Here is a 13154-nt window from a genome sequence, read left to right on the forward strand (position 1 = left end):
GCCAGACGCGAATCGGCGATCAATGTCACTCATTTTCTCGGAACAATACTTGCGTGAAGCGGCGTGATCCGCAACGAAAGAAGAACACCATGCTCTGGAACGACATATTCGTCAGCGGCACCGGCCGGTACCTGCCGCCCCGCGCCAGCGCCACCGACCTCGTTGGTGACGGCACGATCGACCGCCAAGCACTCGAGATGTCCGACTTCGAGTCCTTTACCGCCTCGCACGGGTTCACCGCCGCGGAGATGGCCGCGAGCGCAGCGACCGACGCCCTCCGCCGCTCCGGGCACGAGGGTGCCGACATCGCCACGGTGATCCACGCCGCCTTCGATGACCAGGAGCACTACGCGCCCGCCTGTTACGTACAGCGGGTTGTGGGTGCCTCCCGGGCGCTTGCGGTCGAGGCGGGCGCGGGCAGCTGCGGTGGCGCTGCGGGACTCGTGCTGGCCGCCTCGCACCTCGCCGCCGATCCCTCCGCCACCTCCGCGCTGGTGACGGCGGCGGGCCGGTTCGTCGCGCCGCGCTGGCCGAGGTGGCTGCCAGGGCTGGGGCACTTCCTGTCCGATGGCGCCGCTGCCGCCGTGCTGAGCCGGGGAGCCGGGCGGGCCCGGCTGGTCGCCACCTCCTGCACTGCGGTGCCCGAACTCGAAGACCTGGCCACGCCCACCATCCCCGCGGAAGACGGAAGCCGCATGATGACACAGGCGGAGACGGTCGGCGTCCTGCCCCACGTCGGCACTCTCCAGGCAGCCGCCCGCACCGCGGTCGAGCAGGTCCTCCAGGAAGCCGGCGTGTCGCTCGACAAGGTTTCCCGGTTCGCGGTCACCGGATTGGGGTTGGCGCAGCTGACCGTTCTCCTCCTCGAGCCCCTGGGCATACCCAGCGACCGGACCAGTTGGCCGCTGCACCGGACACTGGGCCATGTCGGCCCGTGCGACCAGCTCCTCGGCCTGGACCACTTCCTCCGGGAAGAGTCCCTCGAGCCTTCGGACACCGTCCTCGTGATCGGGATCGGTGCCGGCTTCCGCTTCATCTGCGCGCTCCTGGAGATCACGGAATGACGGACGTCTTCGCCGACGAAGGGGACACATGATGCTGGAACCGGATCTCACCGAACTGGTCGACTTCGCCCGCCGCAATTCTCCCTATTACCGGGACCTGTACGCCGGTGTTGCCGCCGACGGACCGATCCGGCCGGAGGACTTGCCGATCGTCGACCACATCGGCTTCTGGAAGGCCAACACGGTGCAGGACAACCGGGTGCTGACGGCTGGCCACAATGACGGTGTCGTGTTCAAAACCGGTGGGACGACCAACAGCCCCAAACTGACCGTGTACACCAGGGCGGAACTGCACGCCATGGCCCGGCTGCAGGGCGACGGGTACGCGGCGGCGGGACTGCGGACCGGTGACCGGGTTGCCAACCTCTTTTACGCCGGGGAGTTGTACGCCAGTTTCCTGTTCAACGTCCTGTGCCTGCAGGAGACGTGCGTCCCCGTGGTGCACCTGCCGATCGCGGGAAGCCCGTCGCCTGAGGTCATGGCGGACCTGATCATCGAGCAGGAGGCGACCGTGCTGCTGGCCACGCCCACCACGGCCAGCCAAGTCGCATCGCGGCTGACCGCGCGAGGTGACTCGGCGCCCGCGGTCCACCTCTTCCTCTTCGGCGGGGAGGCGTTCTACGAGGATCAGCGCCGACTGATCACCGAGGCGTTCCCCAACGCCGTTGTCCGCTCGCTGGGGTACGCCTCGGTGGACGCGGGGGTGCTGGCCGCGCCCGTCCAGGACGAGCCGGACGCGCGCGTGCATCGTGTCCACCGGCTCCACAAACTGGTGGAGATCGTCGACGACGAAACCGGTGATCCGATCAGGGAACCAGGCCGCCCCGGCAGGCTGCTCGCCACGGACCTCGTCCGGCGGCTGATGCCGCTCATCCGGTATCCGGTCGGTGACCGCGCTGCGTGGGTCGACTACGACGATCGCCGGTTCCGCCTGCTGGGCCGCGCCGACGACGGAGCCAGGGTCGGTCCGGTCACCGTCTACCTGGAGGATCTGCGTGTGGTGATCGAGGAACTGGCCGGCGACCAGCCCATCGCGGGATTCCAGGCGGTGCAACGTCGCCGGGACTCCAAGGACGAACTGGTGCTGCGGATCGGTGGACAGGTCGACGATCCGCAGCCGCTTGCCGAGGCGATAGCCGCGCGGTTCGAAGAGTTGCGCCCGATGTTCGGCGAACACGTGCGCGCCGGGCTGATCAACCCTCTGGTGGTCGAGTTCGTCCCGGCCGACATGATCAAGGTGAACCCCCGCAGCGGCAAGATCGTCCGGCTGCTCGACGAGCGCGTGGCTCCATAGGACGAAGCCCTGGACGGGCAGTTTCCTGCTCCTCGGCGAAGAAAAACCCGCCACGGGAAAAATGAATAAGACAAGGAAAAAAATGGCCAGGACGACCCTCTTCGACTGCGGCGAGGACCAGTACTACCTTCCCGACCTCAAGACACGGCTTCCCCTGCGGCAGCACTCAGGCGCTGCGCGCACCCTGGGCGAGACGAGGGCCTGGATCAAAGGGTTCCCGGAAATCCGGAATTGGGCCCCTTTCTGTGCGCCGCGAGGGGATATCGACTTGTGGCTGGCGCAGGGCTTCGCAGATGTGTGGATTTCTCACCAATTCACGTGCGGAAACGTAGATACATTCAGAATCATCTGTGACCTGGGCGGCTGGATGGTGATGACCGACGATGTTCACAGCGCGCCAGGGCCGTTCCGGGACGCCGATGAGGCCACGCGTAATCGGGCATTGGACCGGGCCATTGAAATCCTGAACGGAGACGGGCAGGAGTTCGACAGGAACCAGCCATCGTCCGACACAGCCGATGTGCTTGTCCTGGGACGCTGCCTGTCAGACGTCTGGTACCGCCTGTGCCGTTCGGCACCGCCCTCGATCCGCGTGCGCATCGCCCGTGCACTGCAAGGGACCATGGAAGCCTGGAAGGCCGAGGCGTCCGACAGGGGCAGCGGCAGATATCTGACCCTGGATGAGACTCTCGAGCGCAGGGATGTCAACGTAGGGATCGACGTCGACTTCCCCGTCCTTGAGTTCATGCTGGGAATAGATCTCCACAGTGAAATCGAAGCCCACGCCGATGCCTTCTCCAAAATATGGCGAATCCTTCGCCGATATACCTCCCTCGTGAATGACTTGTACTCCTTCCGGAAGGAGTACATGGCAGGCAAGGATCTCACCAACTCCATCGCGGCGCAGTGCAACACGGAGCATGTGCGGATCAGTGACGCGGTCCGCAAGGTAGTGGGTCTGGTGGAATCGGCAGAAGAAGAGTTCATCGCCTGCCGCGAACAGTTCATCGCAACACATCCGGAGCTCACGAGTGGCCTGCTGCGCTACCTGGAGTGCCTGGGAGACATCGCGTCCGGAACCGCTTTCTATACGCGATGCTCCCCGCGGTACCACGGCGTTGACCACGACTGGTCAGAGATCGGTGGTGGCCTGGTCACCATTGACACGGAACGCACGATCATCCATCCGCGGGTGGAAGAGGCCACCCGATGAACACCGAGCACGTACTGCGTTACCCGTTCGAGCCACCCCCCGCGCTCGCAGTCCCACCCCAGTACGCGTCGCTGCGATCCACGCAGCCCGTGGTCGAGGTGCAGATGCCTTACGGAGGAAGGGGATGGCTGGTCACCCGCTATGAGGACGCGAAACTGGTCTTCTGTGATCCCCGGTTCAGTCGTGCGGCCGCCGCAGGCAAAGACGTACCCCGCATGCGACCGCGGCCTGCCAAAGAGACCTCGATCATGGCTATGGACCCGCCCGAGCACACTCGACTGAGGCGACTGATCGCCCCCAGTCTCACCAAGCGACGTACCGAGCAACTCCGCGCGCATACGAAGAAAATCGCTCAAGAACTCGTAGCCGCCATGGTGGCCGACGGCCCGCCCTGCGACATCGTCGCAGACTTCGCTGTCCCCCTCCCCATCAACGTCCTGCTGAAACTACTCGGTATCACCACCGAAGACACCCACCGCCTGGTAGCCGCTGCCGACGTGGTGATGACCAGCACCTCCCATACAGCCGAGGACGTAACCCGGGCGCGTCAGGACCTGGCTCAAGTCATCAATCAGCACATCGCCGCCCGCCGCGAAAACCCAACCGACGATCTCCTGGGCACGCTCGTCAGCGCGCACGAAGCCGGCGAGCGACTCACCGACGCCGAGCTACTCGACATCACAACGGCCCTCCTGGTCGTGGGCTGGGAGACGACGACGTGCCAGATCGCCAACTTCGTCTACCTCCTCATTACCTACCCCGAGCACATGCACTGGCTTTTGGCACACCCAGAAGCCATCCCGAAAGCGGTCGAAGAACTACTGCGATACACCCCCCTCAATAACGGAGCCGATTTCGCCCGCATCGCCACGGAAGACGTCTCGCTGGGCGGCGTGCTCATCCGCAAGGGCGACGCCGTGCTGGTCTCCATTCCGTCGGCCAACCGCGACGAAGCGGTTTTCGCCGCCCCGGAGACCCTCAAGCTCACGAGGCCGGACAACCACCATCTCGCGTTTGGCCACGGGCCACACCATTGCGTCGGTGCCAGCCTGGCACGCATGGAAATCCAGGTCGCTCTCAAAACGCTCATCGAGGGCATACCGGGCCTCCAAAAGGCAGTCCCGGATCAAGAAGTGACCTGGCGCTCCGGATCGATCCTACGCGCCCCCACCTCACTACCCGTCACCTGGTAACACCACGCCCACTCTCAAGGAGCCCATACAGCACGCTGTGGCGTCATCTCCCCTATCCCATGCTGCCATGACGGAGTGAACAACCGATGCTGCAACACCCATCCGACAGGCCTCCACAATCCGAGCGCAGAAACCTTTTTCCTGCAGGGTTCCCCCAGGGCCTCACACAACTCCGTGACCTCCACCAGTTGCTGTCCGAAATACGCAGCACAGGCGCTGTGCACCGGATCTCCGACAGCACCTGGTTTGTAGCCCGGTATCGAGAAACCGTACAGGCCCTCACAGACACTCGGCTCAGCAGCGACCCCTCCAAGGGCAGGTGCCCAGCCGACCCCGACCTACAGCAGCACATTTCGCGCGCCGCGTTCCCCCAGAGTCTGTTCACAACGGATCCGCCCAAGCACACTCGCCTGCGCAAGAGCGTCGCCCGCTACTTGACCCACCGCCAAGCCGAACTCATGCGCCCGTTCATCGACCACACAACGCGCTCACTGATCAGCACCGTCACGAAGCGCGGGGTGGTCGATGCCGTAGCGGAGATCGCGGAACCGATCTCCGCCTTGACTATCGGCAAACTTCTCGGCGTGCCCAAGGCCGATCTAGACAAGATCGTGCGTTGGTCCCATGATCTCTGGACCGAGCAACTGGACGATAACGCGCGCTGCGTCAGCGCCAATGGCCATAAAGCGCTGCGCGAATACACGGCCTGGCTCCTGCAGAACCCCGAACAAGCAACGACCGACGGACTAATCGGCAAACTCCTGGCCGCCGATACCGACCGACTAAACGCGACCGAGATCCTGACCATGGTGATGCTGCTTCTTGTTGCAGGCCTTGATACCAGCATCAGCCTGATCTCCAGCACCCTCCTGCATCTTCTGTGTCACGCAGACCGCCGCCGACTCCTCTACCAATCTCCGGGCACGATACCCAAAGCGATAGAGGAAATACTGCGCTACGAGGGCCCGGCCCTGGCCCCCGTCCACCGTGTGGCAACCGAAGAACTCACCTTGGGAGACAACACCATCAAAGAGGGCGATCAAGTCTTTCTGTGCCTGGCCAGCGCCAACCGGGACGAGCGACGCTTCACACAACCCGACACTGTCCTTATAGACAGACACCCCAACCACCACCTCGGGTTCGGCCATGGAATCCACCGGTGTCCCGGCGCCCCGCTCGCCACATTGTTGACACAGACCGTCGTGACTGCGCTGCTACACGCACCGATCAACATCGAACTTGCAGTCCACCCCCGCGAGTTGCAATGGCGTCAGGGGAAAGTGCGCTGCCTCAGGAGCCTCCCGGTGCGCTTCAAGAGCGCGACCCACAGCGGGTAGCGGACTCCGTCCGTAACTGCCTGCTGTCGTACCGATCAGCAAAGCTACCGCTACGTAACGGCGAAACTTCAGGAAATACGGAAGATGAACTTCCGGCGAACGCTGGAGAAAGATCGTGCATTCGAATTTCAGAGGGCCTGATCCGCTCGCCGCCGGCACGGCGAGTTTCGGCGCCGAGGCCGTGAGCCGCAACCTGGACATTCTCACCGAGCGTGAACAAGCGGTACTCAGGGCCGCGACCGTGCTGGTGGCCGGCTGCGGCAGCGTGGGGGGTGCCGTGGTCGAACCGCTGGCGCGAATGGGCGTCACCCGTTTCCGGCTCGCCGACCCGGACAGCTTCGACGTGTCGAACCTCAACCGGCAGGCGTGCGTGGTCGCTGATGTCGGCCTGCCGAAACCCGAGGTGCTCGCCCGCCGGGTAGTCGCGATCAGTCCCACCGCCGAGGTGCGCACCTACCCGGACGGTCTCACCCTGGAAAACCTCGACGAGGCGCTCGACGGCGCGCATGTCGCCTTCGACGCGATCGATCCCGCGATGTCCGCGTGGGTCAAGTACCAGCTGCACGAACGCGCCGCCCGACGCGGCATTCCCGTCGTCGCCGGAGTCGACTGGGGCGGAAAACCGGCCGTGTTCGTCTTCGACTACCGCCGCAACCCGCTGCCGTTCCACGGGAAGGCGACCGCGGAAGCGCACCGGGACAACCGTCTGTGGGACTCCGTGCGCTGGTTCGGCAGGACGCACTTCCCCAGCGACTATCTCCCGGTCATGTCCGACCGGCTGGCCAACGGCGGTACCTGGCCGCAGATTTCCTACTGCGTGATGGGTCTCGGTGCGCTCGGCAGCAGGGTTGTGCTCAACTTGCTGATGAACCGACGGGTGAAACCCGTCGTGACGGTGGACCTCCATGCTGCGGCCATGCCGAGAGCCGCGGCGTTGGCACACCGGGTGCGCATGCCGCTGGAACTCGCCCGAACTCTGTGGACCGTTCGCCAGGTGACGCGAAAAGGCGGTTCTCGGCCCGTGCGGAGCGGGCAACGGGAGCGCGAACTGCCCCCGGAACTCGCCGCTGTTCTGAACGGCGCCCGTCTCGCTCCCTCCACGTACAACTCCCAGCCGTGGCGTTTCGAAATCGTCGACCACCACACCGTCCGGCTCGCGCGCAACGGGGAACGCTGGCCGGCAGTGCATCCGGACGAGCTGGGCTGGGCCGAGAACCTCGGATGCGCGCTGGGAGCTCTTTCTTATCTCTCGCACGGCGAGTGGGAGGCGCACGACGGTGCGCTCACGGACCAGAGCTGGTTCGCAGGCCGATTCCGCCTCGATCGCCTGCGTGATGACTTCTTGACCCGCCAGGGTGTTCTGGGGGCACGTTCGACGCACCGAGGCGACATGCTGTCGACCCCGATCGACTGCACGACCCTGAAGCAGGCCGAAAAGCTGTGTGCCGACCGAAATGTCGAGCTGGAGACGATGAGCAGCTCGCAAGCCCGAAGCAGGCTCCTCGGCCGGACCGAACGCGATAGGTCCACGTTGATCGGCCACGAGGACGAACTGTGGGCGTGGGTGCGCAAGCGGGCCGATACCGAATTCGGCCTCAGTTCGTTCGGTACACCTCACGACCTGCTCGGAATCTCCGGTGTCGCCGGACGTATTGCATCGGCTCTGGCGGGGTCGGCGATCCCGGACGTGGTCAGACGCCGCGTGCTGGCCGGGGTCGTCGAGCACAGACGTGCCCGGCAGCTGCGCAATTGCGGCGCGCTACTCGTGCTGCGCGGCCCACGTCAGAGCGCAGCTGACCGCCTCAACGCGGGTGAGACGTTGATGCGACTGTGGCTGGCCCTGGTCGAGCAGGGATACGCGGCTCAACCGTTGCTGGGAGAATTCAGCGGACTCGGGACCCCTTCGACCAAAGACACCCCCGGCGACAATGCCGTGCTGGCGGTCCTGCGTGTCGGCAAGGGAACCAGACCACCGACCACGAGAGTGGCGCGCTGTCCGCTGGCGACGTCGGTGAAGTGGGTCGAATAGCAAACTCACGCTGAACTCAGGCCCCGGTAGTCCGCGCACCTGCGAACTGGGTGGCCTGCGCGACAAGCCGGTCACCACATGTGGTGATTCCATCCTTGGATGGTTGGCGGGGCAGTCCGGGGAGTACCGCCCCGCCAACCGTGGTCAGCCCGTTGAACATTAGGGAGGCGGGCTGACCAAGCCTCTACAGGTAGACACGCACTCGGCGACGACGCATCCGCCGCCATTCGCGGTTCTTCCGACGACGACGCAGGAACCTGATCAACACCTCAGCCCCCGCCTTCCCGCTCGTCGAGCTCCTCGAACTCAGCCACGGCGGCCGCAATCATTTCGTTGAGCCGCAACAGGTTTCGCCGAGCCATCGGGTAGATGACCGGAGTCGCACAATCGATGAGCACATCGACCGTGCTGAAATCCGGCCACACCCGCGCCTCGATCCCAGTGCGGTCCACGACCAACAAGCGCTTCGGCTTGCCGACCGGCAACGCCACACCGTTCAGGAACTCCGCAGGCAACGGCCGTCCAAGCGGATCAGTCATGACAGGTCCTCACGCGGCCACAAACTTGCCGGAGCCTCCATATCCAGCGGCGCCGTGTTCAGCGAGCCAGCAGCGGTGATACCCGTCAAACCAGCGCACCGCCGCGCCTCGTGCACGAACTGCTGGCCAGCGCGAACCAACTGCGCCGCGAACTGCGCAGCCCGCAACGCCGATCCCGAGTCCTGCCCGATCGTGACCATCACGCTCGCCGACGGATCATGAATCGCCAACATCGGCGTCCCCGTCGCGTAGATCAGACACTCCGCATATGTCCCACTGTCCGGCTGCACCGTGACAAAGATCGGCACCGTCAGCTCACCCTCCCTTCATCACTTTCCAGGCGGCTCTCCCAGTAACGCGCCTGGTCTTCAAATGCCTCAGTAGCCGGCTCGACAGCCGCCAGCACCCGCGAGAGGCTGACGCCATCTCCGCCGCAACTTCCTTACCGACCGTCCGCGAGCGTGCGGCCATGTTCGACGTGGCGCCGTACCTGCGATAGGCGGTTTCCCAATCGTGGATCAACTTCGGCGACACAACGCCGCCGTCATCCAGGCCCGCCGTCATCGGAGGCACGCACCCTTGAATGCCGGCTCGACCGCACACGATGCTCGACCCACGCGCGGTCGAGGTCCCCTGACTCTCCTCATAACTCTTGGCTTCCTTGCTGCTTCAGTCCGCCTGTCTGGCGTGACACCAGAAGATTCGGCCAGGTGATCGTCTCGTCACGACACCGCGACGGACTCATCTTGAGCATCTACGAATCGTCAAGTCTCGTCTTTGTCTCGTCTTGGTGGTAGTCTCGTCTCGCGCCAGGGACCGACGGAGGAGACAACGGGTGGCCGACAAGGCGATCGTGTTGAAGGCATTGCTTCGGAAACGGCATCTGCAAGGGCATGCCGCGTTCAACAAGGAGTACAACAGGACCGCCAAGGAGATCGATAAGGACCTAGTAGGCAGCGGGCCAAGCAAGGCGCAGTTCTATCGATGGCTCTCTGGTGAGCTTCGCGGCCTGCCATACGCACATCACTGTCGCATTCTCGAAGCCATGTTCCCCGAGTGGAGCGCAGCGCAGCTGTTCGAAACGCATAGCGGCGGAATCGAATTCGTTCCGGAACCGCTACTACCCCGAAGCGCAACAGCCCCGGGACTCGACGCCGCGCCGCCAAGTTCAACCCACACGCCAGGCATGGCTGATGTGACAGCGGTGTTCGCGACCCGTCCCGCCTTCACACATGAGATGCCACCGCACAAACTCTTCGACGATGCCGAGAAAATCAGCATGGTCGGGCTCTCCCTCAATCTGCTGTGTCAGCAGTATTCGGATAAAAGCCTGCTGGAGCAGCTGGAGTCGGGAACCGTAGTCGAGTGCCTGTTCCTCGACCCCGAAGGCGAACATGTCAAGGCACGCGAGCAGGAAGAAGGCCACCCGCCGGGGGTGCTCTCGACCCTGACGACGCTCAACATCCAGGCTCTACAACGGGTCTACGGCAAACTCTCGCCGGATGCACAGGGAAACCTCCGCATCCGGACCTATGACGAGCCGGTGCGGTTCAACATCGTGGTGATAGATGACCTGACATGCGTGGTCCAGCCGTACCTACCTGAGGCGCGCGGGGTCGAATCGCCCACCTTCGTCACCGAGAAGCAGCTAGGCGCACCCGGGCTCTTCGAGACCTTTACCCAGGTCTTCGAATCAATGTGGAACCGCTCGAAGGAAGTCACCGCGTGACCGGCATCAACGAACTGCTCACGATCGCCAACGAAGCCGTTGACCTGGGGAAGAATCTCCTCACGACCATGCCCCCCGGGCAGATCCACGCCAAGGGTGACCGCGATCTGGTCACCGACCTCGACATCCAGGTACAGCGTGAAGTTCGCGCGTATCTCGACCACGCTGCGCCCGACATCGACTTTCTCGGCGAGGAGCAAGGTGGGGGCTCGCTCGACCAAGCCGCCGAGCGGATATGGACGCTCGATCCGATCGACGGAACTTCGAACTTCGCCCGCGGCCTCCCCCTGTGCGGAGTCTCGTTGGCCCTGGTCGAACGCGGCACACCCACCATCGCCGTCATCTCCGCGCCCTTCCTCGGCCTTCACTACCACGCCGTCCAGGGTCAAGGGGCATTCGTGAACGGCCAGCGCATGCATGCGAGTCGGACAACCGAACTCAGCAAGGCCATCGTGTCGATCGGCGACTACGCGGTAGGCACAGGTGCCGCCGAGAAGAACCGGGTCCGCTTCGCGCTGACGCAGGCCCTCGCCGAAAACATCGAACGCGTACGCATGTTCGGCTCCGCAGCCCTTGATCTCATCTGGGCCGCTGAAGGACGCACCGACGCATGCATCCTTCTCTCGAACAAGCCCTGGGACACGGCAGCTGGAGTCCTCATCGCCCGCGAAGCAGGAACAACCGTTACCGATGCTGCGGGCAGCCCCCACACCTTCAGCGCCGGAGAAACCATCGCCGTCGCACCGGGCATCGCGGACGCACTGCTTCAGCTGATCAGCGACGCTCGCTCGTAACTACCGAATTGCGCTCTACAGGATCAAGGCGCCGCGGTACTGAGCCGGTGCGTGGTGCGGGGGCGCGTCCGTTGTGGACGCGCCCCCGCTTCGCTGCGGTTTCCAGGGTTCTGAAGGAATCCCGCGGGGCGAGCGCTCGGACCCGGCCCGCAGCCAGCGCTCCCGAGCTAGGCGTTGGGTTCGGCGCCTGCTACCGGGACGCCTCGAGTCCCGTTGGGTTCGGCGCGAGTGAAGGTTCCTCATGGGAGCCCGAGGGTGGCACCAGGGGCCTGTAGACATCGTGAAGAAGGCATGAACCCAGGTTGGGCATGCTGGCATCCCGGAAGCGAAAACCGATGCTCGGGAGTGCGGACATGAGGACAAACGATCACAGCACGGTGCTCGCCACCATGGTCTTCAACCTGGTAGCCCCGGCGGGAGTGATCGCGCCGGTTGGCGTGGAGCTGCGGTACGACAGCCGCAATCCGTACGAGATCTGTATGAAGCTCAACGTGGGTAAGGCCGGTCAGGTGGATTGGGTGATCGCCCGCGACCTGCTGGCCGACGGGCTGGTCGCTGAGGCAGGCGAAGGCGATGTGCGAATCGGCCCTCGACTGGACCGTCCGGGGTTGGCCGTGATCGCGTTCAGCTCGCCGTCAGGGCAGGCCACCTTCGAAGTGAATGCTGATCAGCTTGTGGACTTCTTGAACGACACTTACGACGCGGTCGCTCCCGGTGACGAACACCGGTGGATGAATGTCGACGAGGCGCTGAGCCGGCTGCTCCCGCACAACCAGTAGTGGCCCAATTCTCCGAAGCGCCGCACGCCAGGCGGCCAGCCGCGGGACCTGGCGGCGTCGAACACCTGAAAACCCCACCACGCTGCGTCTCCGAGCCGGGAATCCACCCAGCCCGGAGGCGCAGCGCTGCATACGGAGAATTCGTCGCCGTTGACACACGTCGCTGTACCGCTACTAGATCAGGAGAAGCCTCGGCTGGCCACGTCGATCACCAGGTCCCGGACGGCGTGCAGGGCCGGGTTGTCGTCGTTCGCCCGCCACGCGGCGACGAGCTCGACCGGCTCGCCCTCGATCCCGATCATCGGGCGCAGCACGACGCCGTCCAGTCCGAGCGCTTCGGCTGCCCGCGGTACCAGCGCGAGCCCCAATCCGGCTCGCACCAGCGCCAGGATCGTGTGCACCTGGCTGAGGTGGTGCACGTACCTGGGCGCGATCCCGGCGCCGCGGAAGACGCCGACCAGCACCTCGTAGAAGTAGCGGGCCTCGGTCGGCGAGTACATGACGAACGGTTCACCGTCGAGGTCGCGCACGTGCGGCACCCGCCCCGGCGCGGCCAGCGGGTGCCCGGCCGGGATCGCGGCCAGCAAGGCCTCCCGGTGCAGCAAGCAGTGCTCCAGCCCGGTACCGGGGACCGGGGGGCGGACCAGGCCCAGGTTCAGTTCCCCGGATCGCAGCTCCTCCAGCTGGATTCCGGAAACCCGCTCGCGTAGCACCAGGTCGACGCCCGGCAGTCGGGTGCGAATGGCGCCGACGATGGCGTCGAGCACCGAGTGCGCCGACGACGCCGTGAAACCCAGTGCCACCGTCCCGATCTCGCCTGCGGGCACCCGGCGCACCGACAGCGTCGCCTGCTCGGACAGCCCGAGGATGCGCCGGGCGTCGCCCAGGAACGCCCGCCCGGCGGCGGTGAGCCGGACGGCCCGGCCGGCCCGGTCGAACAGCTCGACGTCCAGCTCGCGCTCCAGCAGCTGGATCCGCCGGGACAGCGGGGGCTGGGTCATCGACAGTCGTTCCGCCGCGCGGCCGTAGTGCAGGGTCTCGGCGACAGCGACGAAGCTCTCCAGCTGGCTCAGCGTAAACACGGATTCATTATAGGTATCAGTCAATGCTGAAACAGTGTTGGACGTGCATCGTTTTGGTTCTTACGGTGGATCCCAATCGCCCTAGTGGATGCCTCCAGGAG

12 protein-coding genes are annotated in these 13154 nt (G+C 64.9%); 9 read left to right on the forward strand and 3 right to left on the reverse strand.

The features are described 5' to 3' along the window. Nucleotides 1–89: 89 nt before the first annotated feature. From AC07EQ_RS32325 to AC07EQ_RS32350, 6 genes are all read left to right on the forward strand, one after another. Complete coding sequence (locus AC07EQ_RS32325; protein WP_478391618.1) at nucleotides 90–1064, forward strand: 3-oxoacyl-[acyl-carrier-protein] synthase III C-terminal domain-containing protein; 975 nt, start codon at nucleotides 90–92, stop codon at nucleotides 1062–1064. A gap of 28 nt (nucleotides 1065–1092) precedes the next feature. Continuing rightward, complete coding sequence (locus AC07EQ_RS32330) at nucleotides 1093–2358, forward strand: phenylacetate--CoA ligase family protein (protein ID WP_478391619.1); 1266 nt, start codon at nucleotides 1093–1095, stop codon at nucleotides 2356–2358. Between the two features lie 82 nt (nucleotides 2359–2440). Next, nucleotides 2441–3571 carry a terpene synthase family protein gene (locus AC07EQ_RS32335; protein ID WP_478391620.1) on the forward strand — a complete coding sequence of 377 codons (1131 nt, stop codon included), beginning with the start codon at nucleotides 2441–2443 and terminating at the stop codon, nucleotides 3569–3571. After that, nucleotides 3568–4764 (forward strand): cytochrome P450, encoded by a 1197-nt coding sequence (locus tag AC07EQ_RS32340; protein WP_478391621.1) that lies wholly within the window; start codon nucleotides 3568–3570, stop codon nucleotides 4762–4764. The genes AC07EQ_RS32335 and AC07EQ_RS32340 overlap by 4 nt, the downstream gene beginning before the upstream one ends. Nucleotides 4765–5222: 458 nt before the next feature. Next, the gene (locus AC07EQ_RS32345; RefSeq protein ID WP_478391622.1) at nucleotides 5223–6101 is read left to right on the forward strand and encodes a cytochrome P450; all 879 of its coding nucleotides are present in this window, start codon (nucleotides 5223–5225) and stop codon (nucleotides 6099–6101) included. A 115-nt stretch (nucleotides 6102–6216) separates the two neighbouring features. Next, the gene (locus AC07EQ_RS32350; protein WP_478391623.1) at nucleotides 6217–8130 is read left to right on the forward strand and encodes a ThiF family adenylyltransferase; all 1914 of its coding nucleotides are present in this window, start codon (nucleotides 6217–6219) and stop codon (nucleotides 8128–8130) included. Nucleotides 8131–8399: 269 nt separating this feature from the next. Here AC07EQ_RS32350 and AC07EQ_RS32355 read toward each other — a convergent pair whose 3' ends face one another. Both AC07EQ_RS32355 and AC07EQ_RS32360 read right to left on the reverse strand, forming a co-directional pair. Then, nucleotides 8400–8669 carry a hypothetical protein gene (locus tag AC07EQ_RS32355; protein ID WP_478391624.1) on the reverse strand — a complete coding sequence of 90 codons (270 nt, stop codon included), beginning with the start codon at nucleotides 8667–8669 and terminating at the stop codon, nucleotides 8400–8402. Beyond that, nucleotides 8666–8977, reverse strand: a complete 312-nt coding sequence (locus AC07EQ_RS32360; protein WP_478391625.1) for a hypothetical protein — start codon at nucleotides 8975–8977, stop codon at nucleotides 8666–8668. The genes AC07EQ_RS32355 and AC07EQ_RS32360 overlap by 4 nt, the downstream gene beginning before the upstream one ends. Before the next feature lie 527 nt (nucleotides 8978–9504). On the opposite strand from AC07EQ_RS32360, the gene AC07EQ_RS32365 reads away from it, so the two are divergent. From AC07EQ_RS32365 to AC07EQ_RS32375, 3 genes are all read left to right on the forward strand, one after another. Further along, nucleotides 9505–10398 (forward strand): DUF5919 domain-containing protein, encoded by an 894-nt coding sequence (locus AC07EQ_RS32365; protein ID WP_478391626.1) that lies wholly within the window; start codon nucleotides 9505–9507, stop codon nucleotides 10396–10398. Further along, nucleotides 10395–11192 (forward strand): inositol monophosphatase family protein, encoded by a 798-nt coding sequence (locus AC07EQ_RS32370; RefSeq protein WP_478391627.1) that lies wholly within the window; start codon nucleotides 10395–10397, stop codon nucleotides 11190–11192. Before AC07EQ_RS32365 ends, AC07EQ_RS32370 begins: the two co-directional genes overlap by 4 nt. A 353-nt stretch (nucleotides 11193–11545) precedes the next feature. After that, on the forward strand, nucleotides 11546–11971 hold the full coding sequence (locus tag AC07EQ_RS32375; RefSeq protein ID WP_478391628.1) for an SsgA family sporulation/cell division regulator: 426 nt from the start codon (nucleotides 11546–11548) through the stop codon (nucleotides 11969–11971). A 179-nt stretch (nucleotides 11972–12150) separates the two neighbouring features. On the opposite strand, the gene AC07EQ_RS32380 is transcribed toward AC07EQ_RS32375, so the two are convergent. After that, complete coding sequence (locus AC07EQ_RS32380) at nucleotides 12151–13053, reverse strand: LysR family transcriptional regulator (protein WP_478391629.1); 903 nt, start codon at nucleotides 13051–13053, stop codon at nucleotides 12151–12153. Between the last annotated feature and the right edge of the window lie 101 nt (nucleotides 13054–13154).

The organism is Saccharopolyspora sp. NPDC045839, from assembly GCF_056431645.1.